The sequence below is a fragment of the Bacillus sp. 01N45 genome (genome assembly GCF_056399205.1).
Map to the genome: position 1 here is coordinate 300,514 of NZ_JBFTQW010000002.1, position 25,351 is coordinate 325,864.

The following is a 25,351-nucleotide window of genomic DNA, read 5'->3' on the forward strand; positions in this document are numbered from 1 at the left end:
GTCCTTTTCTATCTCTAAAAAACAGAAAATTAAAATTTTAAAACAGGAGGATTGTGTATGCTTAATGATTTGGAGAGTAAATTACAGTCACTTTTAGAGCGAAATATTACTTCTGTTTCAGAATTAGAGAGTTGGCTTTTGGATGAACTGCGTGTAACCGCTGAAATAGAAGAGGAGATAACAAGTAGTTTAATTGGCACGTATAGAGATACAAATGACAGAAATAAACGTAATTTACATATGTATAATCAAAATACAATTCAACCACTTTTAAAAAGATACAATGCGAAATTTGACCAGAAATTTAGAAAGTCTCCGTTTTCCGACTTATTAAATGAGCAGAAATACGGTTTTATGAAAAAAGCAAGATTGATAAAAAGTAAAATGTTTAATGACAAGAACATTGCTCTTTCCATTAAAGAGCAAAAGCTTATTACGAAATATAGAGAAATAATGTCTAACATATTTATTAATTGGGAAGGAGAGCAAAAGACGTATGCATACGTAAAAGCAAAACTAGATAACCCCAATAGAGCTATTCGCGAAAAAGCTTGGTACGCTTTATGTGAAGCAAGATGTATAGTGAAAATAGAAATAGATTGTATTATGAATGAACTCATACAATTGCGGAATGAGATCGCTTTAAATGCAGGATTTAATAATTATAGTGAGTATGCTTTTAAACAAAAAAATAGAGATTATAGTATTAAAGAGTGTTATAAGCTTCATGAATCTATAGAAAAGTATGTTGTACCAATATGGGAACAGTTGGGGATTCTTTCTAAAAACAATCTCGGTGTAAAAAAATATCGCCCTTGGGACCTTACTCCATGTAAATTACCAAAAGCTCCATTCCAAAATGCTATTGATTTATTGAATGGGGTGGAAGAAATATTTCGGAAGACAGATTTATATTTTTATGAGAAATTTATTCATATACGAAAAACGGGATTAATTGACGTAGAAGAACATGAAAATAAAGCACCGGGAGCTGCTTGTTTTACCTTTCCTCATAGTAAAGAGGTTTTTGTGTATTCTAATTTTAGTCCATCATTTTATGCAATTAACGCGCTAATACATGAAGTGGGGCATGCATTTCATTTTTATAAACAATTTAACAATGATAGTAGCATGCAAGAAAGATATCTTCGTGAAGAGGTAGCTGAGCTTTATTCCATAGGTCTTGAGTTGCTAGTAATGGATAAGCTCAATATCTTTTATAAGCAAGAGGATGAATATAAAGAAGTGCAGCGCGTACAATTATATCGTGCTTTGTCTTTATTAATGGCGTCAATTGCAGGAGATGTATTCCAGCACTGGCTCTATACAAATCCAAACCATACACCAGAAGAACGTGATAAGAAATACGCTGAAGTATGTAAAAGGTATCAATATTCATCAGTCAATATTGCAGGATTAGAAGATGAAATCGGTGCAAGCTGGTTAGAGTCATTTCATTATGTTCAGTTTCCTTTTTATCAAATTGAATACGCAATTGCGCAAATAGGAGCAATGCAATTGTTTCAAATTTATCGAGAGGATCCAAAAAAAGCGATTGCTTTCTTTAAAGAGGGAGCGAATGCAGATTGGAATTTACCTATACAAGAAATATATGAAAAAACAGGTGTTACGTTTGACTTTTCGGAAGAAAGGATAGAAAGTACTGCAAGTGTAATTTTTGATCTAATAAATGAATTAAAATAAGGATAGCATTTGCTATCCTTATAACTGTTTGTTCGTAGATTTTTTCTTGTTTATATAAAATGTAATAATTGCAGTAATGAGGAAAATAGGTATAGCATATGCTTGCCCAACAAACAATTTCCAGCCAACATGATTATAGCCTTCAGATGCTGGAGCAATCATAGCGATTACGCAAACGATAATATAGAGTACTAGCGCAGGGATTATATTTTTCATTTGTTCACCTCCTTTTCATAAAATCATCACATGTATATTTGTATAATACATTATGGTTTGAGAAAAGATATATGTTTTTCTAACATTTATGTAAATAAAAGGGTTGTTATTAAGTGGAATAGAATAGGTGTATGTAGAATGATATAGGGGTGTTACATATAATGAACAATATATTAAATCGAATAAAGAAAGATGTAAGTATAGAATTATTGAATACGCTTTGGCCTGGTTTTAATAGGGCTGCATTTGCATTATATAATGATGAGCATGTGTATGTATTTCATCATCCATTATTTTTGAAAGATGATGGTGAGTATGCCGTTTTAAAGCGAGATGACCAATTTAAGGCTGATACATGTATCTTATTAAAAGATTATCCAACTGCCATCGTGAATATGAATAGGCATAAAGATTATGAAAGTTTACTTGCGATTGTGGTGCATGAACTTTTTCATTGCTATCAATATTTGAATAAAGAAAGTAGATTTCCAAATGAATCTCTAGGATTTCTATATCCTATATTAGAAGAAAATATACAATTGCGAAATAATGAACGAATGTGTTTATATGATGCTGTGCATTGTAAGTCACAAGCTGAGAAATATAATTATATTAAGCAATTTATTGAACTAAGAGAGCAAAGAACTAGTTTTATGAAAGAAGAGTTTATAACATATGAGTGTATGGTTGAAAGTATAGAGGGGCCTGCTTGGTATGTAGAAATGAACGCTTACAATGCAATATGTGAAAAGGATGAAAGCGAAACATTACGAAAATATAGCGGATTTATTTTAGATGCATATGAAGCTAATTATAACATTAGGAAGAGCTGCTATAGCTCAGGAATGCTTTTATGTTTATTATTAGATGAAATCCTTCCTAACTGGAAAACGAGCTTCTTTAATAGTGATAAATCGTTATATGCCTTTTTAAAACAAAATATAAATGTGGATTTGAGTTTTAATAATGAAATTGCAATAAGTAAAGAAACGAAGCAAATCCTTCATTTTGTTCAAAACGAAAGAGACAAGGATTTTAAACAATTCTATAAAGAAAAAGGGTATCATCTGTATATTGTAGGTAATATGAAATTAAACATGTTTAATCCAATGAATGTAAATTTAAACGGAAATAAAGCATTACATAAAACCTTTTTAAGTGTGAGTATACATAATAAAACATATATGATAGATCAACCTGTTTTAGCATCTTTTGAAGAAGATTTTAAAAATATGACACAAGTTCATATTATAATGAATGAAAAGCCAATAGAAACAAATAATGGTTGGAACGTAGTGGGGATTGGAGATATAGAAGCTGAGTATGAAGAAGTAGGGAATTCTATATTTTTATATTTAAAAAGTTAGAAGTGAGGTAAGAAATAACGATGAAAAGGTTATGCATAATTCCATGCGGAAAAAAGAAAATTTGGGATAAGTATCCAGATTACGGACCGATGGAGGCAAAGGATGTATATATTAGCCCGTTCGGAAAAGCATGTCAGGCGTATGCAACTATGTTTTTCGAGAATTGGGTTATCTTATCGGCGAAGCATGGATTTTTAAGACCAAATGATATTGTATTAGAAAACTATGATCTTGCTTTCGATTCAAAGAGCGATGAAATTATTAGTATGGAGCAATTAAAACAACAGATGATTGAAAAAGACTTGCTTCAGTTTGATGAAATAGTTTTACTTGCAGGGAAGAAGCATAAGAAAGTAGTGACACAACTGTATCCAGAAGAAATTATTACGTATCCGTTAGAAGGATGTAAAGGAATTGGATATATGTTGCAGAGGTTGAAAGGGGCTGTTGGGGAAGGGAAGGAACTATAGTAGAAAAGTAATTGGTGTTTCAATGGTAAATAATAAAATCGACTCAAAAAAGAGTCGATTTTATTATTTACAACTTAATTTTATAGTTGAATGGTTCAAGAGTTATATCATAATTTTCACTCGAGCCTTCTAGTATTAATTGTAATTCACCTTGCTCAATTGGGAGTTTAGGGAATGTTAAAACAGCATCACTAGTTACGCCAGGCATCATACCTTGTGGGATTTTAGGGTATTTTGCTTCATAGTTGTCTTGGTATTCTAGTTGTTGACCATTTACGATTAATTTGGAGTTAAAATCGTAGAAATTAAACGCTGCAGTTGCGTCATTTTTAGCCGCGAAATATACTCGTGTTTCTTTATCAGCAATTTCAATTTTTTTAACAATCATTTTATAACCATTATGGTCTTGCTCTTGATTTACTTCAATAAGAGGGGGATTTTGGTATAACAATGAAAGTAGATAATAATCTTGTAGTGTTCAGGTTGTGTGATCACCGTCATAGCTTATGGAATATGAAGCGGAAAATGAGGTGAATGGATATGCCAAAGCAGAATAAGGCGTATAAATTTCGTCTGTATCCGACAGAAGAACAAGCACATCTCATACGAAAAACCTTCGGGTGTGTACGTTTTGTGTATAACAAAATGCTGGCTGAACGAATAGAAGTATATGAAAAATATAAAGAGAACAAGGAAGAACTGAAGAAACAAAAATTCCCTACTCCTGCGAAATACAAGGCGCAGTATGAATGGTTGAAAGAAGTCGATTCCTTAGCATTGGCCAACGCGCAATTAAACTTGCAAACTGCGTATAAGAATTTTTTTAGTGGTCAAAGTGATTTTCCTACATTCAAAAGTAAAAAGAGTAGAAACTCCTATACAACGAATCGAGTAAACGGAAATATTATGTTATTTCATGGTTATATCAAATTACCAAAGTTGAAAATGGTGAAACTGAAGCAACATAGAGAAATCCCGCCAAAACATATCATCAAATCGTGTACGATTTCGATGACACCTACTGGTAAATACTATGTGTCCATCTTGACTGAATATGAAAAAGAGATTGTACAAAAAGAAGTACAAACTGTAGTTGGATTAGACTTCGCAATGGCTGAATTGTATGTGAGTAGCGAAGATGAGAAAGCCAATTATCCTCGCTTTTATCGTCAGATGTTAGAGAAATTAGCGAAGGCACAACGAGTATTAGCAAGACGTGTGAAAGGTTCAGAGCGCTGGAATAAACAACGCATTCGTGTAGCGAAATTGCATGAAAAGGTCGCCAATCAACGTAAAAATTTTCTTCATCATAAGTCTAAAGAATTAGCTACGAGTTTTGACGTTGTAGCAATCGAAGACTTACATATGAAAGGAATGTCACGAGCACTTAGATTTGGTAAGAGTGTAGCGGACAACGGTTGGAGGATGTTCACGACATTTTTAGCATATAAGCTACAAGAACAAGGAAAACAGCTTGTAAAAATAGATAAATGGTTTCCTTCTACAAAGATGTGTAGTAATTGTGGAAATAAAAAAGAAATGCCATTATGTGAACGCACCTATGCGTGTTCGTGTGGACTCACAATCAGTCGTGACTATAACGCAGCGATCAATATCAAAAAAGAAGCCATCCGCTTATTAGTGTTGGCATAAATAGTGACAAAATAACCTTTGGAACAAGGGAGTTAGCTCGGCTGTTCTAGGACAAATTCGTTAGCTATCAAAAGTAGCGATGAACCGAGAAGCCCTACTTCAAGTAAGCTCGTAAGAGGTACTAAGTGGTGGGTAGTTCACTGTTCGGAAGATGTGGATGTAAATGCAGGAATTGTCACGAATGTCGTTGCAAAGAGAAACCAAACTGCGATTGTGATCAGTGTTGCTGTAAGGAAAAACCGAAGTGTGATTGTGAAAAATGTAATTGTAAAGAGAAACCGAAATGTCATTGTAAACATGAAGAGTATTAATAATAAAAAAGAGTACGTTACGTACTCTTTAACTTTCTAATGTTATATTCCGTCTTGAACAGATTTTTTTACGATTTCCCACGAGTCTTGTTTTTTGATTTTTAAAGCAACATTAGTTCCGGTAGACTCCTTATAAAAGATATATCCATCGTTTGAGTTTACATATGCCAATGGTTCACCTATGCAATCTCGTGAACAAGATGTATTGATAATCTCAATTAAAGATAGTTCGCTCGGATCGGTTTTACTTGCATCTATAATAGTATCAACGTCTGTTTTACGGTAACCTTGTAAGTTTACATGGAAACTTTGTTCAATTTCACCTGTAATACTAGTATTCATTACTTCAACTGAAAGTTTCTTTTCTTGAAGAAATCCGTTTTCATAAAGTAATTTTGTATATCCAAGCCATCCAATTAAAACTAGCATAATAAATATACTAGATATTTTAAGTGTTCGAAGCCGTTTACTAACAATCGTTTCTGAGTATTTCATTTAGTTTAATCCTCCAATGTTTTTAATTAAAAGTATGCCTAGATACATACTTTTAGAAGAAGGATAGAAGTTAATGAGTTCTGGATTCAAAAAAGAAAGCATCCGAAGTTAGATGCTTTCTTTTTTTAGTATTTTTTGCTATCTGTTCGTTACTTGTTTCATAAGTGGCCTAATTTCTTTAACGGGTGGTTTTTTATCATAGGCATCAACGTAAGAGAAATAGTAATTTAAGTTTCTGAGAAGACCTTTTCCTATTTTAGCGCTCAAGAACGGAAATACTTGTCCAGTATAATCATCGAGAGATTTACAGTAATATTTTTCATCTAGATAAATACTGTATTTACATGTTAGTTCTACTAGTGAGTTCCCTTCATCATCAATTACTTCTTTAGAATCAATAATGTCTATTAATGCGAATTTTTCATTCAGATAAACTTTCTTCTTTTTCTCGTGTTTATTTGTGAGGATAAATACGAGACCAATGGCGTTAATCAAAAGATTTCCTCCTATAAAAAACGGATATTAATAAAATATATCGATATACGTTAAATGTAAAGAGGAGAGGTGAAATTTCATTGATAGAAAGTTTTATAAGCCGATTTGTTTTTTCAAATCGGCTTATTATTATTGAAACACTTGTGGGAATTGTTTTACGATTGCATTTGTTAGCATATCAGCCATTTCTAATGCTTCTTTTTCAATTTTATCGTATAGTTTTACGCTTGCTTCAAAATCTTTATTTAGGAAGGCAAGCGCTTCTGCTTTCGTAAGTGCTAAATGTTCATAAAACATTTTTCTGAATTCTTCTTTTTCTATATATGGGTTGATGCTAGTAAGAAACGCCACAATTTCATCACCATTAGCGTACCATTTTTTCTGTATAGCGGCAGCTGCATTTTGATCACCTGCTTTTGCGGCTTTAACTAGATCCGCTGCAATGACTAAGTGATCTTTAATTAGTGCACTATATTTTTTTACAGCATCTTCACCATAGAATGGTTCAAGTGACAGTCCCATATGTGTTGCATTTTGAAGAAGTCGCCCAACTGTAACGTTTACGTCTGGTAAATTAAAGACAATACTAATAATAGCTAATCTCGTCCAAGCGACATGTTGTTCCCATAAAGAACGCATATAACCTTTTAAAAAGTTCTCGTTTTTACTAATTCGGTAATTACGTACAGATGTATCAAAGTGTACATAAGGGTTATGATAGGGGGAGTAATACGATTGCCAATAAGAATACATAAACGGTAACACTCCTTTGAACATGTATAACTCAAAGTATGATGGGAATTTATTTTTAGTTACGTGTCCTAAATTAATTTCAGAAATTGATATGGAAAAAGATGCAGAATTTTATTGTGGTATATACAAATAAAATGAATATAAAAATAAACAAGGCTCTGCAAGGGAAGTTGCAGAGCCTCAAAAGGGTATTGCCGAGATGTCGGACTCGACTAAGTAATGTTATCATAAAATTCTATTTAAAAAACCTGGTAAATGTGTCCAAATGAAAGTGGGTCTTTAATAAAGTCAATGGGATCAGCTTCCCGCAGCAGATCCCGTTAACTAGATAATGTTGATGAGCAAAAACTCATCTGGAGTACTTTTATAGTAATAAGTGAAATTCGTTTTGTGTATTGAGAAAAAAAGAATTACTTCAATAAATGTTAAGAACTTATATTTTACATCTCGTTACTATTATCATTTGTTGTGAGTGGAGTATGGTTATAAAATAGAGAAAAGATATACAAGTGTATCTAAAAGTGTACTGAAATGTATAATAATCAAAAAAGACCTGCTTTTATAAGCAGGTCAACTTAAGGGGTTTATCCAACAGAATATTTCATATGATAACAGCTGTATTATAGTAAGTCTATAAGATATATATTGAGAAAATTATTATGGATAATATATCACATACACATTAACGTTTAAAAAGTTGAGAAAAAAATGGAAAAGCTTTCTATAAGAAAATAATGGCTGGTATTTATAATACGATTCATATTTCCACGCATCATGATTCGAAAATTGGAGTTGGTTCGGTACTGTTTTCTGCTTGATGGAACTAATATTCTGCTGCTTCATATAGTAACCTCCTGAATTCATATGTATAAGATTAGTAGTATTCAAGGAAGGGTAATAAAATGTATATTTATTTTGTAATTCATTTTATATGTGCTTTATTTATGTTTTAAAATTTATAAACATAAATAGCCATTAAAACACCGTTGCTAAACAACCTTTAAAACGTAGAAAAGCATAAAAAATGAAAAAGCAAGCTGTTAGTCATGTATTCATCACTTTCATGACGCATAAGTGATGATATAATAGGAATAGATGAAAGATATAGAAAAGCAGGTGACTCTTTTTTGTTTACAAAAGCACAAGAACTTTTAGCGTCTTATTTCGGTTATTCGTCATTCCGAAGAGGACAAGATGAAACAATTAAAAATGTATTAGATGGGAAAGATACGGTTTGTATTATGCCTACGGGTGGTGGTAAGTCAATTTGTTATCAAATTCCCGCATTAGTATTCGAAGGAACGACATTAGTTATTTCACCTTTGATTTCACTTATGAAAGACCAAGTAGATACATTAGTACAAAACGGTATTTCAGCTACTTATATTAATAGTTCTATTTCAATTACAGAAGCGAATCAACGCATTCAATTAGCGAAACAAGGACATTATAAGTTACTTTATGTAGCGCCTGAGCGTCTTGATTCAATGGAGTTTGTTGACCAACTTATCGATATGAAAATCCCGATGATTGCAATTGATGAGGCGCACTGTATTTCGCAGTGGGGACATGATTTCCGTCCAAGTTATTTACATATACATCGCATATTAGATTATCTTCCAGAAAAGCCGCTTGTATTAGCTTTAACTGCGACGGCAACACCACAAGTTCGTGAAGATATTTGCAACACGCTTGGAATTAATCAAGAAAATACGATTATGACAACGTTTGAGCGCGAGAACTTATCATTTTCTGTTATTAAAGGACAAGATCGTAATGCATATTTAGCGGATTATATTCGTCAAAATCAAAAGGAATCTGGGATTATATATGCAGCTACTAGAAAAGTAGTTGATCAGTTGTATGAAGATTTAATGAAAGCGGGAGTTTCGGTATCAAAATACCATGCTGGTATGAGTGATACCGATCGAAATGAGCAGCAAGAACTCTTTTTACGTGATGAAGTGAGTGTAATGGTAGCGACATCTGCATTCGGGATGGGGATTGATAAATCGAATATTCGTTACGTTATCCATTATCAACTGCCAAAAAACATGGAAAGTTATTACCAAGAAGCAGGACGTGCTGGACGTGACGGATTAGATAGTGCGTGTATATTGCTATATTCTTCTCAGGATGTGCAAGTACAGCGCTTTTTAATTGATCAATCGACAGGTGAATCTCGATTTTCAAATGAACTTGAAAAACTGCAAAATATGACTGATTATTGTCATACAGAACAATGTTTACAATCATTTATTTTGCAATACTTTGGAGAAGAACCGAAAGAAGATTGTGGCCGCTGCGGAAATTGTACGGACGACCGGGAAAGTATCGATGTGACGAGAGAATCACAAATGGTTCTATCTTGCATGATTAGAACGAACCAACGATTTGGAAAACAAATGATTGCACAAGTTTTAACTGGTTCGAAAAATAAGAAAGTTATTGAATTCAATTTTCATACTTTACCAACATACGGGTTACTATCAAATCGTAGTGTAAAAGAAGTTAGTGAATTTATTGAGTTTCTAATTTCAGATGAGTTAATTGCAGTAGAACATGGTACGTATCCGACATTAAAAGTTACGGAAAAAGGGAAAGAAGTATTATTAGGTAAAGAGAATGTTTTACGTAAAGAACGAGTAGAGACAAGACAAATTGTTCAAGATCATCCTTTATTTGAAGTACTTCGCGAAGTACGTAAAGAAATTGCGCAAGGAGAAGGTGTACCTCCATTCGTTATTTTCTCTGATCAAACGTTGAAGGATATGTGTGCAAAAATGCCACAAAGTGACTCTGAACTTTTAACTGTGAAAGGGATCGGCGAACATAAACTTGTGAAGTATGGTTCTCACTTCTTACAAGCAGTTCAGCACTTTATTAAGGACAATCCAAACTATGCTGAAACAGTTAAAACAGAAGTGGTGACAGAGCGGAAAAAGTCAGGGAAAGCTTCAGCAAATTCTCATTTAGAAACGTATGAAATGTATAAACAAGGCATTGATCTAGATGAAATTGCGAAAGAACGTGGTTTATCAAGACAAACAATTGAAAATCATTTAATTCGCTCTTTTGAAGATGGAATGGAAATAGACTGGAACAGTTTTGTTCCTGCAGAATATGAATCACTGATTGAAACTGCCGTGCAAAATGCAGAAGGTGGTCTGAAATCAATTAAGGAACAACTTCCAAATGAAGTGAGTTACTTTATGATTCGTGCATATTTACAATTTAGAAAGTAGAGATATATAAAGGGGATAGGGGATATATGCATCACGTTTTCGTGTATGGCACATTAAGAAAAGAGCAAACGAATGCTCATTTTATGCAAGGTGCAATATGCATCGCAGACGGAGCATGGACGTATGGTAAATTATTTGATACAAACGAGGGGTATCCGGCAATGATTTGTTCAAATGAGGACAAAGTATACGGAGAAGTTTATGAAGTAAATGAGGTTGTTCTGCAAAAATTAGATGAACTTGAAGAATATACAGGTAATACAGAAAGTGATTTATATGACCGAATCACCGAAACGATTTATTTAGGAGATAGAATAATACGTGCATTTGTGTATGTCGCTCAAGATAAAGAGATGCTAAAGAAAGTTATCATTTCTGGTGATTGGGTAGAGTATCAACAAGAAAAATAATAGCAGCCATAGAGCAGATAGTGGGATTAATCATTATCTGCTTTTTATATTGTTACTTTAAATATTCTTATTATTTTGATAAAATTGTAAATATAGAGAATAATAACCTTTTTTCATGGGTGTCAGAAATTTAGTTTCTCACCTGTAGAAGAAAAATCTATTGCAGGAGGAGAATAATAATGAATGAATTAGATGTGAGAGAATTTTACGAAAAACAATTCGAACTATCCAATTACGATATTAATACAGAAAGCTGGTTAGAACAGGTTGCGAAAGAAGTTCAAGAACAAATTGGACATCCATTTCAGTCAATGTTAGAACTAGGAGCAGGAAATGGTGGATTTGCAAGGGCGATGTCTAAGTTACAAGTAAAAATGACTACTGTTGAGCTTGTACCAGAGTTAGTTATGTTTGCAAAAGAACATTCTACTAATGATATAGATATTCATTGCGCTGATTTTTATAAAATTAATTTTGAAGAAAAGTTTGATATTGTTAGTTATTTAGACGGATTTGGTGTAGGATCAGATGATGAGCAATTGATTCTATTAAAACGGATTAAAAACTGGATGAAGGATGATGGATGTGCACTTATTGATATTTATCAACCACTTTATTGGAAAAAGGTAAGTGGACAAGAAATGTCTTTAAGCTCAGCTATGCGAAAATACGAATATGATCGTATAAATGAAAGAATGTTAGATCATTGGTGGCATCCTAATAATCAAAATGATATAGTTACACAGTCTTTACGATGTTATACGGTAGATGAGATTAGTAATCTATGTGCTGAAGCTGGTTTAAGTATTGTAGGATTCTTCCCAGGCGGAGCATATGATTTTGAAAAAGAGAAATATAAAGAATTAACAACTTTAAATGAATGTTTGGCGTACCGAATTAAAATAAAGAAGAGTAGGGATTAATCTCTACTCTTCTTTATTTTAGAAAATTCTTACTAAAACTATTGACTTTATAAATGGATTTTTAATACAATTGTATTTCGACTGAAAAATTAGAACGGACAGGAGGGAATCATCAAATGAACAACATTTTTGAAGAAGAGTTACAAAGGATGAAAGATACATTACGTACGATGGATGATCAATTAGAACAGCTCGAAAACATTCCGGTTTATTATGGAGATGATTTTAAAGAACAAATTCTAGAAAGTATGAGAGAATCTAATAGGCAAAATTTACGTATCGGTGTACAAGAACCGTACTTTGGAAGATTAGATTTTCAAGAGGATGGCAAGGAAGATGTTATGCCGATCTACATCGGTAAAGTAGGTGTTTCACATAAAGACACAATGAAACCAATTGTAATAGATTGGCGGGCACCTGTTGCAAGTATGTTTTATTCATTTACCGGTGGAGATGAATTAGCATTTTATCAATCGCCAGACGGATTAGTAGAAGGTGATGTGTATTTAAAGCGAAACATCTCTATTCGAAAAAGAGAACTAGAACGTGTTGTTGATACATATGTAAAAGGAAATGAAGATGTCTCACATGCCGATGATTTTCTTCTATATCGATTAGGTGAGAATAAAGATAATAAACTAAAGGATATTGTTTCGACAATACAATCGGAGCAAAACGATATTATTCGTGCGGAAAGAAACTTACCATTATTAATTCAAGGGGTTGCAGGAAGCGGAAAAACAACGATCGCTTTACATCGCCTTGCTTTTTTAATTTATGAATATCGTGAACAATTAGAAGCTGAGAGAATGATTGTATTCGCTCCGAATAGTCTGTTTTTAGACTATATTTCGAGTGTGCTTCCTGAATTAGGTGTAGGGAATATTAGTCAAACAACATTTCCAGATTGGGCATTACGTACGTTAGATGATTCTGTGAAACTAAAGCAAACAGAAGAAAAGTTGAAAGAAGCCTTTTCTATTAATCGTGATGAAGTAAAGGTTATGCTCGGTAAATTGAAAGGCACGCTGGAATTTAAGTCCTTTATTGAAGAGAGAATGGTTCAATTTGAAAAAGAATTAATACCAACAAGTGATTTTGAGGCATGGGACAAAGCTATTATTCCAGTAGAAGACATAAAAAAATGGATGCAAGTTGAATATAAACATTATCCATTAAAGAAAAGAAGAGAAAGATTAGTCGGCCGAATGAAGCGCTGGATTGAAATTGAACTGAAAAAGTATGGAGAAACAAACGAGAAGAAATTATTAAAAAAAGAAGCGACAAAGAGATTGAACACATATATGAAGTTTTGGCCGAAAATGAGCCCACTTTCACTTTATAGTTCAATATTGAAAAGTAAAGAAATACTCGAAGTATTGCCTGAAGAACTTGTGAAAGAAACTGAAAAGAGTTGTCGTAAAAAAGAAGTGTATGTAGAAGATTTACCAGCTTTAATTTACTTACATCACCGCATAACAGGTATTGAAATCGGACAGAAATTCCATCACGTCGTTATTGATGAAGCGCAAGATTTCTCACCATTCCAAGTGTATGTATTAAAAGAAATTACACTAGGTAATTCTTTCACTATATTAGGTGATTTATCTCAAGCAATTTATGATTATCAAGGGATTGAAGATTGGGGTGCTTTTAAGGAAGTATTCCAAGAAACAGGTTATTATGAACTGACGAGAAGTTATCGTTCTACAAAAGAAATTATAGAATTTGCGAACGAAATAATTAAAAACGCAGAGATTCCAGTTGGGCTCGCAACACCAGTTTTTCGCAGTGGTGAAAATGTTAAGGTAATCCATGCAGAAGATCAATTTAATGAGATTATGAAGACGTTAAAATATCTACAAAACGAAGATGTGAAAACAATTGCGGTAATAGGAAGAACAGAAGATGAATGCCGCGATATATATGAGAAATTAACAAAAGCAGGATTGGCCGTAAACGTCATTGAAGCAGATCAAAGTAAATATGAAGGTGGTATTTCAGTAGTACCTGTATACTTGGCAAAAGGGCTAGAATTTGATGCGGTTCTATTAATCGATGTTGATGAAGAACATTATAAAAATATGAAACATGATGCGAAGTTACTATATGTCGGATGTACAAGGTCACTTCATGATTTATGGATTTTCCATAGCGGGGAAGCATCGCCTTTAATTAAAGGAATACAATAAATATGAAAAACAAGAGGCGTTTCTAGTAACAAAAAGAAGAACCTCTTGTTTTTCTATATAAAGACATGGAGAGAAAATAACAATGATCACAAAAGTAATAACAAAAAGAAATTGGGAAATCGCAAAGATAAATGGAGAAATTAATGAAACTTCACTAAAAGAAGAAGGATTTATTCATTGTTCATTTTTAAAACAAGCTTTAGAAGTTGCTGAAAAATATTTTAGTCATGAAGAAGATGTTTTATTACTTACAATTGATCCATCCTTAATAAAAGCAGAAATAAAATATGAACTTGCTTTTAACGGTCAAGAATATCCGCATGTATACGGAGTAATTCATATTGAATCAGTTGTAAATATTACCCCATTTATTAAAGAAAAAGGAGAGTTTATATTACAAGAGGTACAAAATTAAAATTGTTATAAGCATTTAAATTAGCCAGAAAAGCACAAAATATATAGTTTGTGCTTTTTTATTTTCTATTTTTTGTAAATACGTATTGTTTTTATCACATTAATACTGTACGATACATAGTATAAAACACATACTGTATGACATATAGTAATGAAAATGAGGTGAGTGAATGGATGCTTTATTAAATTCGTTAATTACTGAACTAAGAAGAGGTACATTAACATTAGCGGTTTTAAGCCAGTTAAGAACACCGCAGTATGGGTATTCACTTGTCCAATTATTGGAGCAATCAGGGATTACAATCGATCAAAGTACGTTATATCCACTACTTCGCCGATTAGAAAAGCAGGAGCTAGTGACGAGTAGTTGGGATAAAACGGAGAGTAGACCGCGTAAGTATTATATTTTAAGTGAATACGGATTAGAGATATTTTTGCAGTTGAAAAAGGAATGGATAAAGGATTCGAAAGAACTTTATAAATTATTAAAGGAGGAGGACAAGAATGAATTTGATTGATATTTACGTCGAGGAAGTAGCGAAGAGATTACCTGAAAAAAATCGTGAAGATATTATTCTTGAACTACGGTCAACAATCGAGGATATGTTACCGGATGATTATAATGAAGATGATGAAAAAAGAGTTCTTGAAAAATTGGGGAGTCCAGTTTCATTGGCAAATGGGTACTTAGATAGGCCGATGTATTTAATTGGACCACGTTATTTTGATGTATATACGACATTATTAAAAATGATCATACCGATTGCAGCTGTTATCGCACTCATTGCAATGGTTGCAGAAAATTTTGTAGGATATGATGGTGAGCAAGCGGTATTAAATGTTATTTTAAATCTGATAGGTAAAGGAATTGGGGAAATTATCGAAGTAGGCCTCCATGTATTTTTCTGGTTGACACTTGTATTTGCAATTTTAGAAAGAACAGATAAAGACAAAGGCACTCAACCGTTGACGACAAGTTTAAAAAAGTGGACGCCTGATGATTTGAAAAATACTTCGTATGTTCCAAAGAAAAAGTCGATCTCAAAGTTCGAAGTATTTGGCGGGTTAATGTGGACGGCAATATGGGCAACACTTTATTTTTATGCGAACCATCTTGTAGGTGTATATCATGGTACAGAAAGCGGATTGAAGTTTGTCGCGGCAACTTTTAATCAAGATGTGTTACTTCAGTATTGGCCAATCGTTGTAATTGTGATTGTGTTTGAAATAGGTATATCTCTTTATAAGTTAGTACAAGGACAATGGACGAAAAAGCTGGCAATTGGGAATGCTATTCTTCAAATAGTTGGAACAATAGTATTCATTGTAATTGTAGTAAATCCGCATTTATTTAATGAAGGATTTATTGCGTATGTGGCAAATGTGTTTACTACTTCTCCAGAGGAAGTTAAAAAGTGGTTAATTGGTGGAGGTATTATCATTTACATTTTGTCTGCTGCGCTAAATATATTTGATGGTTTCCGAAAAGCTCGTATTCGTATATAGGAGTGAAATTAGAGGAAAGGAAGAAAGTGATGATAAGGGAAGCAAGGAAACAAGATGTAACATACATTTTAGATATTTATAATGATGCTATATTGAATACAACAGCCGTCTATACGTATAAACCTGTAACCCTTGAAAATAGAATAGATTGGTATGAACAAAAAAAGGCTAACGGCTATCCGATTTTAGTATGTGAATTAGATAATAAAATAGTAGGATTTGCGACATTTGGCCCGTTTAGAGCTTGGCCTGCCTATAAATATTCAATTGAGCATTCTGTGTACGTTCATAAGGAATATAGAAAAAATGGGATAGGAACTTCATTAATGCAAGCATTGATCACAGTTGCAAAAGAAAGGGAATATATGACCTTAATTGCTGGAATTGATGCAGAAAATGAGAAAAGCATTGCCTTACATGAAAACTATGGATTTGTTCATGCGGGGACAATTAAGAAGGCTGGTTATAAGTTTAATAGGTGGTTAGATTTAACTTTTTATCAATTGAAGCTTAATGGTCCTAAAAAGCCTACGGAAGAGTAAATGTTTGCGTTATGCGAATTAAGTATTTTAGAAAGGTAGCATGGGGAAATTTCATGCTATCTTTTTTATTGTATGCATAAATATCATGTAACAAAAAAGGTTTTTAATATTCTATATCGAAATTTAAGAATGTGATAAAACAATATAAAAAGAGGTATGAAAATTGAAACGAAACTTAAAAACTTCAACAATCATCATATTAATTTTAACGATTATCGCTATTGAAGTTGGAATTGCGATTTATGATCATAATCTGTCATTAGATACGATTTACTTTGCAGCAATCCTCATTTGTATAGTATTGCTTTTTGGCACACGTATTTCTAAAGAGAAAGAAAGTACATCGAAACAGAGACGAAGAAAAACAGCACTTATATTTTGGCCATCTATTTTATTGTCTATAGTTATTTTTGCTGTTATAAGTTATATAAGAATAGGCTATGTCTCTGTACCAGGGATAATTGGCTTTTCATGCTTTATTACTTATGGTGGATTCGTGTTTATTACTATTTTAAAGAAAAAAAGTAAAAATTAAAGGTAGCTTACTAAGTTGAAAGGAAGAAATATATGAAACATATAGAAAGTGGTACTCGAACTGAAGGAGAATACATAAAAAATAAAGTAATTCAATATAACATGTCGATTTTAAAAGATGAAGCAAAACAGCCGATGGAGCAAGTAAGTTTCGTAGTAAAAGATGAGGATGGAAAAATATTTGGTGGGGTAACAGGAACGATGTATTTTTATCATCTTCATATAGATTTTTTATGGGTTGATGAAACAGTTCGTCATGATGGTTATGGCAGTCAACTGTTACATAAAATCGAAGACATCGCGAAGGAAAAAGGGTGTAGATTAATATTATTAGATTCATTTAGTTTTCAAGCGCCAGATTTTTATAAAAAGCACGGCTACCGAGAATATGGTGTTGTTGAAGATCATCCTAAAGGATATAGTCAACACTTTTTAGAGAAGCGGTTATAGTGATTGGATTCGTGCTCTAGAAGAAAAATTGATTTTAAAAGCATCACCAAACAAGGTGATGCTATTTTAATTTTAAAGCAACTACTCAACCGGATGTAATTATGGGGACAAATAGTACGATTCGTATAGCTATAATTTTCTTTTTTAATGGAAATGAGTTACTGTCTTTGTTGAAGACACTTGTAGTATATATGTACTAGCAAATACTATTGAATTTTTAGGAGAGGAAGAGCAATAAGACGAGCTCTGAATATAATACTAATAAAGGAGGTGTTAAGCAATGGGTTATATTGTAGATATTTCAAAATGGAACGGTAACATTAACTGGGATGTAGCAGCTCCACAACTAGATTTCGTAATCGCTAGGGTACAAGATGGATCAAATTATGTAGATCCTTTATATAAAAACTATGTCCAAGCAATGAAAACTAGAAATATTCCATTTGGTAACTATGGATTCTGTCGCTTTATTTCAATTGCTGATGCGAAGAAGGAAGCACAAGATTTTTGGAATCGCGGTGATAAGAGTGCTACAGTTTGGGCTGCTGACGTAGAAGTGAAAACAATGGATGATATGAGAGCTGGTACACAAGCTTTTATCGACGAGTTACGCCGATTAGGTGCTAAGAAAGTTGGCTTATATGTTGGGCATCATGTATATGAGCCTTTCGGAATGGCGAACGTAAAAAGTGATTTTGTATGGATTCCTCGATATGGCGGCAATAAACCAGCATATCCTTGTGATATTTGGCAATACACGGAGACAGGTAATGTACCAGGTATCGGCAAATGTGATTTAAATCAATTAATAGGTAATAAACCACTTTCCTGGTTTACTGAATCAGTACCGAAAAAAGAAAATATACAAGGACAAGTTTCTAAACAAAATATCATTCAATCTGGAGCCTTTTCACCTGATGAAACTCCAGATGTTATGGGAGCGTTAACTTCTTTAAAAATGAATGCTACCTTCATTTTACAATCGGATGGTTTAACGTATTTTGTTACTGAACCAACTAGTGATACGCAATTAAATGCTATGAAAGGCTGGCTCGATCGAAAAGGTTGGTGGTATGAAGTTAAATAATAAAAATTTACTAGTTACTATTTGAATAGCAAAAAAGAGCCCTCCAACAGGATGGCTCTTTTTTTGCTATTCAAATAGCTTATTCATTAAATCTTGGATTTCACGTCTTCTTTTATCTGTTTCGTCTTTATCAATTGTATACGTATGATCCTCGATTATAAGAATATCACCTTCTTTTGCAGTAGAAGGGAGTTTGGATTTAGGAACATCAATTGTTACGTTATTCAATTCAATAATTGCTAGTTCGCCTTCAAAACGGTCAATAATACCTCTTTTCATAATTATCTCTCCGTTCTTACAGAAATGTTAGAACCATCACTATTTATAATTACAGTTCCATTTAAATCAGTTCTATATACATTAACAGACATTGAATGTAACTTTGCTAAAGTTTCCTGTGTAGGATGGCCATAACGGTTACCTGCACCTGCACTAATTACAGCGATACTTGGTTTCACTGCATCTAAAAATGGCTGAGAAGAAGATGTCTTACTTCCATGATGACCAGGTTTTAATACGTCAGATTTTAGGTTAGAACCATGTGCTAGAACCATATCTTTTTCACTTTTAGATTCAGCATCACCAGTAAATAAGAAAGATTTGCTACCGTGTGTTACTTTTAATACCGCACTCCACTCATTTAGATCGTTATCGTATTCTTTCACGGGAGCTAAAAATTGTGAGTTTAAACCGTTGATTGGTAAAGTTACTCCAGAATTCGCTTCTTTAATTGTTAATCCTTTGTTAGCTACAGCAGTTAGGAAGTCTTTGAACGTTTGTGTCGTATGACTTACTTTAGGGGCGTAAATGTTTTTTACATTCATAGCATAAAGCACTTCATCTAATCCGCCTACATGATCAGCATCAGGATGAGTGGCAATCATATAATCAATAGTTTGGAATCCTAATCCTTTTAAATAATTCGCTACTACTTTACCTTTGCCATTGTTACCAGCGTCAATAAGGATCGTTTCTCCACTTGGAGATTTAATAAAAGTAGCATCACCTTGTCCGACATCAATATAATGTACCTCTAAGTTACCTTTAGGCTTAGGAAGAGCTGGACGGAAATTTGGTTCTAATACACGAGCCAAAAATGCAGCGAATTGCTCACGAGTTACTTTTACACCTGGACCAAATGTACCATCAGGCAATCCAGTAGTAATATTATTTTGTGCTAAAATTTTGACATAATTGTAACCCCAGTGATTAGATGGAACATCAGGGAAATTGACGTCTGCACCTGTAGGCTTCAAATTAAAAGTTTTAACTAAAACTACTGCCATTTCTGCACGAGTTAATGAGCGGTCAGGGAAATAGTTTGTTTCACGTTGTACAATGTTATTATGTGCTAACTTATGTACAGAATCATAGTAATAGATACCTTTGGCTACATCGGAAAAAATATGATTATAGCTAGATGGTTTTTCTAATTTTAAGGATAAATCTAGCATTAAGGCCATTTGTCCACGAGTTACATCATCACTCGGTTTAAAAGTTCCTTCTGGCGTACCTTTAATGATACCTTTATCCGATAAATAGTTAATTTCTTTAATTGCCCAATGATTAGATTGGACATCAGGGAAAGATTTAGCACTTGTAAAATTAGGGATGAATAATGATAAAATTATGACAAATGCTGTTAGTAATAAACTAAACTTTTTCAAAAAATCGCCTCACTTTGTGTATTTTTTACCTAATTAACTTTACCATTTCTTGCAAGAAATTCAAGTTTTAATAGTTAAAAATAATATGAGAAATGCTTTTGGTATTATATTCATTAGTTTTCTCTTATTCTGCATATTTGATATACGTAATATGAAATGATGAGAGTAACGATTGCAATTGTAAAATTGATATTATAAATTTATTTTATGAAGTTTTTTTGTAACAGGTTGGATTCTATAGTTTTATATTGAAAGAAGTAAAGTAAGACAAAATAAATATAATGAGTAATTTGATGGGAGAAAGAAAATGTACACGTATAAATTGCAACATGAACAACCAATCTGCGTAGGCAAAATAAAAAAACTTTATGACTCTGTCGGTTGGTGGCCAGAAAGAAAAGAAATCGATATTCAAAAAATGTTAAAGCATAGTATAGCAATTGGAGTATGGGAAGAAAATGAATTAATCGGATTTGCTAGAGTTGTTTCTGATGGTGTTTTTCGAGCGTACATAGAAGATGTTGTTGTGCATGAGATTGTAAGAAATAAAGGGATTGGGGAGAAGATGCTTACAATGTTACTTCAAGAAATATCTCATGTTCATATTGTTAGTCTATTTTGTGGAGAGAAATTAATAAAGTTTTATGGTGAACACCAATTTCAAGCGACGAAACAAATTGTAATGCATCGTAATCAAATAGTGAAAGAATAAGAGGTGCCAAGGAAAATGAATGCAACAAGAACATATTGTTTATCAAAAAGAAAAGCGACTGAAGATTCTCCTGATGGTTGGAATGCAACATGTATGAGGCTTAATAATAAAATATTTGCGATAATAAACCATGAAGAAGGAGAAAAAGCTGCGATTACATTAAAATGTGATCCAGAACTTGCATTAAGATTAAGAGAAGAGTATCCAGAAGCAATCATTCCCGGGTATCATATGAATAAAAAACACTGGAATACAGTGTATATACATAAAGATGTAGAGCAAGAGCAAATTAATAAGATGATTGATTGGTCATATGATTTAGTTCTACAATCATTTTCAAAGAAAAAGCAGCAAGAGTTATTAGATTAATATGTATAAGGGGTGGAAGTAATGAAAGACACGATCAAAGATACATATGATAAATTAGCGAGTACATATAAAGAAAATCTAGACTTGGCAAATCCATATAACAGTTATTATGAAAGACCAGCGATGATGGAGATGATTCCAAAGAGTTTAGAAGGGAAGAGTATATTAGATGCTGGATGTGCAGCTGGATGGTATACTACTCAATTTGTAGAAAGGGGAGCAAATGTTACTGCAATTGACGTAAGTTCTGAAATGGTAAAAGCTGCAAAGGAAAGTACGGGTAATAAAGCAACGTTTCTTTGTCATGATTTGCAAGAAGTATTACCATTTGAAGATAATACTTTTGATGTTATTGTAAGTTCGTTAACGCTTCATTACTTAGAAAATTGGGATAAAGTATTTCAGGAGTTTCATCGAGTATTGAAGCCAGGTGGCGAATTTATATACTCCATTCATCATCCTTTTATGGATTTTACAAAGTTTACTAGTGAAAATTATTTCGAAAAACAATTATTAGTAGATACTTGGGTTAAACCAAATATTACAATAGAAGTTAGCTTTTTTAGAAGATCACTCCAAGACATAATTAATGAAACAACAAATTATTTTGTGTTAGATAAAATGGTGGAACCGAGGCCGGTTGAAAAAATGAGAGAAGTAAATGAAACATCATATCATTATCTAAATACAAATCCACATTTTCTTATTATGAAAGCCATTAAAAAATAGGTAGTAAAATAATTATATTTTACTACCTATTTACAGTTTTTAATTACATATTAGGAGATTTTGAGATGAATAAGAAACGAAATAGATTATTATATGCGCTATTTACTATAGTTATAATTATTTTAGGTCTTAGCTCAAGAAAGTTAGCTTTTGCGTTACCTCATCTATTAAACGCGTACTTAGGCGATGCTTTATGGGCACTCATGATTTTTACAGGGTTCGGTTTTTTATTTCCTAAAATAGAAACGAAGAAATTGACTTTTATTAGTTTGTTATTTTGCTACGGGATTGAAGTAAGCCAATTGTATCATGCTGAATGGATAGATAGCATTCGTGCAACGACTTTAGGTGGCCTCGTATTAGGTTACGGATTTTTGTGGAGTGATTTAGTTGCTTATACAATTGGTGTTGGGATTGGAATGTTTTGTGAGTTTATGTTACAGAAGAAATAATAGATTTAAAAAGGGGTATGTATGAAAAAAATAATATTAATAGGTTCTGGTGGTTCAGGAAAATCTACATTAGCAAGGCAGTTAGGTAATAAATTAAATATTAAAGTACATCATCTTGATGCGTTATTTTGGAAACCGAATTGGGAAGGTGTACCGAAAGAGGAGCAAAGAAAGGTTCAAAATGAATTAGTTAAAGAAGATGAGTGGATTATTGATGGGAATTATGGCGGGACAATGGACATAAGAATTAACGCTGCTGATACAATTATCTTTCTTGATATTCATAGAACAATATGTGTTTATCGTGCTTTTAAAAGGGTTGTACAATATCGGAATAAAACAAGACCGGATATGGGTGCTGGATGTGAAGAAAGGTTTGATTTGCAATTTTTTAAATGGATATGGCAATATCCTAAAACGAAACGACCCTCAATTTTAAAAAGGCTAAATCAATTGAGTAAGGAAAAAGAGGTTATTATTTTAAAATCTTCAAATGAAGTAAGACTATTTTTAGAGAAATACGATACCATAGATAGTTAGACTATAAAAAGAAGTAACATGGGGGGATAGGATTGAATAGATTCATTAGCCCGGTTGATTCTAATATGGTGAAAATTCCAGCAGGAAAAGTAGAATTAAGAGATGATCGAATAAAAAAACAATGGCAAGTTCAAGTTAAACCGTTTCTTCTTGCAAAGTATGTTGTAACAGTGGAATTATATTATGCTATTATGAATCGTGCACTAAATGGTAATGAAAATAGTAACAAACCAGTTGTAAATATTTCATGGAATGATGCCATTATATTTTGTAATTTACTTTCAAAAAAAGCGGGATTAAAAGAATGTTATTCTATTAATGATGGTGGTCAAATTGTTAGTTGTAATTTAGATTCAAATGGGTACCGATTACCTTTTGAAGCAGAGTGGCAATATGCGTGTAAGGCAGGAACTACCGGATACATATATGGAGAACTGAAAGAGATTGCTTGGTACAATGAAAATTCTAGTGGACATATTCATGAGGTCGGAAAAAAAGAACCGAATGCATGGGGACTTTACGATATGTTAGGAAACGTTTGGGAATGGTGCTATGATTTATATGATGAACAAGTGTACGGATCATACCGAATTTTCCGCGGCGGTAGCTGGGCTGAAGCAGCTAGAGGTTGCGGTGCGACTTGTCGTCGCCGTAGCCATCCTACATTTCATATAGATGACCTTGGATTTAGGCTTGCTAGGTCCATTTAGAAGAATAAGACAAAATACCTGTAATACTAATGACAACATAGAAAAGATTTTAATGAAGGAGTGTTTTAAGTGGCACGTGTTTTATTCATTAATACTGGATCAGAAGGACATATAAATCCTACATTGCAAGTTGTAGAAGAATTAGTCTCACGCGGGGAAGAGGTAGTTTATTTTTCAATAGAATCTTTTAGAGAGCGTATTGAGAAGACGGGTGCTACTGTACGAACAATTGACGATCAAAAATTTATAAATGCTTTTCTTTCCGGTGGTCGAAATTATTTACCAGAGAGAATAAATGGTCTTTTACATACGGCAGATGTTATTATACCAAATGTTCTTGAACAAATTGAAGGGGAACAGTTTGATTACATCATTCATGATTCAATGTTTGGCTGTGGCCGTTTAATTGCTCAAATTCTAAATCTTCCAGCAATAAATTCTTGTACATCTTTTGCACAGAATGAAAAATCATTTGAACAAATGTTGGATTACTTGTCTAAAAGTATCCCAATGGAAGTTCAGGATAGGATACATAATGATTTTGAAAGATTAACTAAGGGGATTGCGGAAAAATATAATGTTGAAATAAACTCACCATATGAAGTTTTCTGTAATGCAGCGCCACTTACTATTTTGTATACAATAAAAGAGTTCCAACCTTTTGGAGATATGTTTAATGAAACATTTAAATTTGTAGGTCCATCCATCCCTGCACAAGTAAAAGATGAAGAGTTTGATTTTACTACAATTGAAGAAAAAAGCCCGATTTACATTTCACTAGGCACTGTTTTTAATGAATCGCTTGATTTTTATAAACTTTGTATGAAGGCGTTCGAGAATAGTGATCATACTATTGTTATGTCTATTGGTAATAAAACAAAAATAAGTGATTTAGGTAACATTCCTAAAAACTTCATTGTAAAAAACTATGTACCACAAACTAAACTACTTGCATATACAAAGTTGTTTATTACACATGGCGGAATGAACAGTACACATGAAGGATTAAATAACGGGGTTCCACTCATTGTAATTCCGCAAAGTGCAGATCAGCCAGTAATCGCAAAGCAAGTAGAGAATCTAGGAGCTGGGATTAAGTTATCTATAAATGAATTAACTGTGGAACAACTACGTGAAAGTGTAGAATTTGTATTAAATAATCCATCATATAAAGAAGCTGCATTGAATTTGAAGGAGTCTTTCCGAAAATCTGGTGGCTATAAGAAAGCTGCTGATGAGATTTTTACATTTATAGGTCAGTAATAAATGTAAGATTATACATGAGAAGAGTGTCTATATGAAATGGTATAGACACTCTTCTTTTATATGAAGCGGAGAATTCGTTGTTTTGAAAGGTTAAATATTCTGTTTTATAAATTCGGACCATAGTTTTACGTGTTACTAA

At 33.0% G+C, this 25,351-nt stretch carries 30 protein-coding genes; 23 read left to right on the plus strand and 7 right to left on the minus strand.

Annotated features, from left to right (window positions below; translation table 11 throughout):
* Positions 1-57 precede the first annotated feature (57 nt).
* Positions 58-1,704, plus strand: a complete 1,647-nt coding sequence (locus AC1DMU_RS05735) for a M3 family oligoendopeptidase (protein ID WP_476941481.1) — start codon at positions 58-60, stop codon at positions 1,702-1,704.
* Between the two features lie 18 nt (positions 1,705-1,722).
* Here AC1DMU_RS05735 and AC1DMU_RS05740 read toward each other — a convergent pair whose 3' ends face one another.
* On the minus strand, positions 1,723-1,920 hold the full coding sequence (locus AC1DMU_RS05740; RefSeq protein WP_087983846.1) for a DUF4017 family protein: 198 nt from the start codon (positions 1,918-1,920) through the stop codon (positions 1,723-1,725).
* A gap of 161 nt (positions 1,921-2,081) precedes the next feature.
* On the opposite strand from AC1DMU_RS05740, the gene AC1DMU_RS05745 reads away from it, so the two are divergent.
* Together AC1DMU_RS05745 and AC1DMU_RS05750 are read left to right on the plus strand one after the other, a co-directional pair.
* The gene (locus tag AC1DMU_RS05745) at positions 2,082-3,287 is read left to right on the plus strand and encodes a peptide ABC transporter permease (RefSeq protein ID WP_088063702.1); all 1,206 of its coding nucleotides are present in this window, start codon (positions 2,082-2,084) and stop codon (positions 3,285-3,287) included.
* A gap of 20 nt (positions 3,288-3,307) precedes the next feature.
* Positions 3,308-3,757, plus strand: a complete 450-nt coding sequence (locus AC1DMU_RS05750) for a DUF6884 domain-containing protein (RefSeq protein ID WP_088063701.1) — start codon at positions 3,308-3,310, stop codon at positions 3,755-3,757.
* 67 nt (positions 3,758-3,824) lie between these two features.
* On the opposite strand, the gene AC1DMU_RS05755 is transcribed toward AC1DMU_RS05750, so the two are convergent.
* Positions 3,825-4,145 (minus strand): hypothetical protein, encoded by a 321-nt coding sequence (locus AC1DMU_RS05755; protein ID WP_252196011.1) that lies wholly within the window; start codon positions 4,143-4,145, stop codon positions 3,825-3,827.
* A 152-nt stretch (positions 4,146-4,297) separates the two neighbouring features.
* On the opposite strand from AC1DMU_RS05755, the gene AC1DMU_RS05760 reads away from it, so the two are divergent.
* Complete coding sequence (locus tag AC1DMU_RS05760) at positions 4,298-5,410, plus strand: RNA-guided endonuclease TnpB family protein (RefSeq protein ID WP_088063700.1); 1,113 nt, start codon at positions 4,298-4,300, stop codon at positions 5,408-5,410.
* A 153-nt stretch (positions 5,411-5,563) separates the two neighbouring features.
* Entirely contained in the window at positions 5,564-5,761 is a 198-nt protein-coding gene (locus AC1DMU_RS05765; protein WP_002007763.1) for a hypothetical protein, read from the plus strand.
* Between the two features lie 2 nt (positions 5,762-5,763).
* Here the strand turns inward: AC1DMU_RS05765 and AC1DMU_RS05770 are convergent, their stop codons facing one another.
* From AC1DMU_RS05770 to AC1DMU_RS05780, 3 genes are all read right to left on the minus strand, one after another.
* Positions 5,764-6,216 (minus strand): hypothetical protein, encoded by a 453-nt coding sequence (locus AC1DMU_RS05770; protein WP_000877594.1) that lies wholly within the window; start codon positions 6,214-6,216, stop codon positions 5,764-5,766.
* A gap of 138 nt (positions 6,217-6,354) precedes the next feature.
* Positions 6,355-6,711 (minus strand): hypothetical protein, encoded by a 357-nt coding sequence (locus AC1DMU_RS05775; RefSeq protein ID WP_000606238.1) that lies wholly within the window; start codon positions 6,709-6,711, stop codon positions 6,355-6,357.
* A gap of 129 nt (positions 6,712-6,840) precedes the next feature.
* Complete coding sequence (locus tag AC1DMU_RS05780) at positions 6,841-7,464, minus strand: acetylglutamate kinase (protein ID WP_142291756.1); 624 nt, start codon at positions 7,462-7,464, stop codon at positions 6,841-6,843.
* Between the two features lie 1,127 nt (positions 7,465-8,591).
* On the opposite strand from AC1DMU_RS05780, the gene recQ reads away from it, so the two are divergent.
* The 11 genes from recQ (at position 8,592) to AC1DMU_RS05835 (ending at position 18,767) form a co-directional block, all read left to right on the plus strand.
* Positions 8,592-10,709 (plus strand): DNA helicase RecQ, encoded by a 2,118-nt coding sequence (gene recQ / locus AC1DMU_RS05785; protein WP_087983852.1) that lies wholly within the window; start codon positions 8,592-8,594, stop codon positions 10,707-10,709.
* Between the two features lie 26 nt (positions 10,710-10,735).
* A complete protein-coding gene (locus AC1DMU_RS05790) occupies positions 10,736-11,119 on the plus strand; it encodes a gamma-glutamylcyclotransferase family protein (protein ID WP_088063698.1) in 384 nt (127 codons plus the stop codon).
* 179 nt (positions 11,120-11,298) lie between these two features.
* The gene (locus tag AC1DMU_RS05795; protein ID WP_088063697.1) at positions 11,299-12,042 is read left to right on the plus strand and encodes a class I SAM-dependent methyltransferase; all 744 of its coding nucleotides are present in this window, start codon (positions 11,299-11,301) and stop codon (positions 12,040-12,042) included.
* Between the two features lie 116 nt (positions 12,043-12,158).
* A complete protein-coding gene (locus AC1DMU_RS05800) occupies positions 12,159-14,234 on the plus strand; it encodes a HelD family protein (RefSeq protein ID WP_088063696.1) in 2,076 nt (691 codons plus the stop codon).
* Positions 14,235-14,316: 82 nt separating this feature from the next.
* A complete protein-coding gene (locus tag AC1DMU_RS05805) occupies positions 14,317-14,649 on the plus strand; it encodes a DUF952 domain-containing protein (RefSeq protein ID WP_088063695.1) in 333 nt (110 codons plus the stop codon).
* Positions 14,650-14,818: 169 nt separating this feature from the next.
* Positions 14,819-15,166, plus strand: coding sequence for a PadR family transcriptional regulator (locus AC1DMU_RS05810; protein ID WP_048547374.1), 348 nt, complete (start codon positions 14,819-14,821; stop codon positions 15,164-15,166).
* Positions 15,153-16,154 (plus strand): HAAS signaling domain-containing protein, encoded by a 1,002-nt coding sequence (locus AC1DMU_RS05815; RefSeq protein ID WP_088063694.1) that lies wholly within the window; start codon positions 15,153-15,155, stop codon positions 16,152-16,154. The genes AC1DMU_RS05810 and AC1DMU_RS05815 overlap by 14 nt, the downstream gene beginning before the upstream one ends.
* A gap of 29 nt (positions 16,155-16,183) precedes the next feature.
* Positions 16,184-16,696, plus strand: coding sequence for a GNAT family N-acetyltransferase (locus AC1DMU_RS05820; RefSeq protein WP_088063693.1), 513 nt, complete (start codon positions 16,184-16,186; stop codon positions 16,694-16,696).
* Positions 16,697-16,859: 163 nt separating this feature from the next.
* Positions 16,860-17,231 (plus strand): hypothetical protein, encoded by a 372-nt coding sequence (locus AC1DMU_RS05825; protein WP_088063692.1) that lies wholly within the window; start codon positions 16,860-16,862, stop codon positions 17,229-17,231.
* Positions 17,232-17,263: 32 nt separating this feature from the next.
* Positions 17,264-17,680: a GNAT family N-acetyltransferase gene (locus tag AC1DMU_RS05830; protein WP_088063691.1), complete on the plus strand. Its 417-nt coding sequence runs from the start codon at positions 17,264-17,266 to the stop codon at positions 17,678-17,680.
* A gap of 280 nt (positions 17,681-17,960) precedes the next feature.
* Entirely contained in the window at positions 17,961-18,767 is an 807-nt protein-coding gene (locus AC1DMU_RS05835; RefSeq protein ID WP_476941482.1) for a GH25 family lysozyme, read from the plus strand.
* Positions 18,768-18,833: 66 nt separating this feature from the next.
* On the opposite strand, the gene AC1DMU_RS05840 is transcribed toward AC1DMU_RS05835, so the two are convergent.
* Positions 18,834-19,046 carry a DUF3006 domain-containing protein gene (locus AC1DMU_RS05840; RefSeq protein WP_088063689.1) on the minus strand — a complete coding sequence of 71 codons (213 nt, stop codon included), beginning with the start codon at positions 19,044-19,046 and terminating at the stop codon, positions 18,834-18,836.
* A gap of 2 nt (positions 19,047-19,048) precedes the next feature.
* Positions 19,049-20,434, minus strand: a complete 1,386-nt coding sequence (locus tag AC1DMU_RS05845) for an S-layer homology domain-containing protein (protein WP_088063688.1) — start codon at positions 20,432-20,434, stop codon at positions 19,049-19,051.
* Positions 20,435-20,741: 307 nt separating this feature from the next.
* On the opposite strand from AC1DMU_RS05845, the gene AC1DMU_RS05850 reads away from it, so the two are divergent.
* The 7 genes from AC1DMU_RS05850 to AC1DMU_RS05880 all read left to right on the plus strand — a co-directional run bounded on the left by AC1DMU_RS05850 (position 20,742) and on the right by AC1DMU_RS05880 (position 25,209).
* A complete protein-coding gene (locus AC1DMU_RS05850; RefSeq protein ID WP_000288955.1) occupies positions 20,742-21,146 on the plus strand; it encodes a GNAT family N-acetyltransferase in 405 nt (134 codons plus the stop codon).
* A 15-nt stretch (positions 21,147-21,161) separates the two neighbouring features.
* On the plus strand, positions 21,162-21,515 hold the full coding sequence (locus AC1DMU_RS05855) for an MmcQ/YjbR family DNA-binding protein (protein WP_088063687.1): 354 nt from the start codon (positions 21,162-21,164) through the stop codon (positions 21,513-21,515).
* A gap of 21 nt (positions 21,516-21,536) precedes the next feature.
* Positions 21,537-22,244 carry a class I SAM-dependent methyltransferase gene (locus tag AC1DMU_RS05860; protein ID WP_088063686.1) on the plus strand — a complete coding sequence of 236 codons (708 nt, stop codon included), beginning with the start codon at positions 21,537-21,539 and terminating at the stop codon, positions 22,242-22,244.
* A 65-nt stretch (positions 22,245-22,309) separates the two neighbouring features.
* Positions 22,310-22,696 (plus strand): ribosomal maturation YjgA family protein, encoded by a 387-nt coding sequence (locus AC1DMU_RS05865; RefSeq protein WP_088063685.1) that lies wholly within the window; start codon positions 22,310-22,312, stop codon positions 22,694-22,696.
* Between the two features lie 21 nt (positions 22,697-22,717).
* Positions 22,718-23,236: a DNA topology modulation protein gene (locus tag AC1DMU_RS05870; protein WP_088063684.1), complete on the plus strand. Its 519-nt coding sequence runs from the start codon at positions 22,718-22,720 to the stop codon at positions 23,234-23,236.
* Between the two features lie 65 nt (positions 23,237-23,301).
* On the plus strand, positions 23,302-23,946 hold the full coding sequence (locus AC1DMU_RS05875) for a formylglycine-generating enzyme family protein (RefSeq protein WP_087983915.1): 645 nt from the start codon (positions 23,302-23,304) through the stop codon (positions 23,944-23,946).
* A gap of 69 nt (positions 23,947-24,015) precedes the next feature.
* On the plus strand, positions 24,016-25,209 hold the full coding sequence (locus tag AC1DMU_RS05880) for a macrolide family glycosyltransferase (RefSeq protein WP_088063683.1): 1,194 nt from the start codon (positions 24,016-24,018) through the stop codon (positions 25,207-25,209).
* Positions 25,210-25,351: the final 142 nt, after the last annotated feature.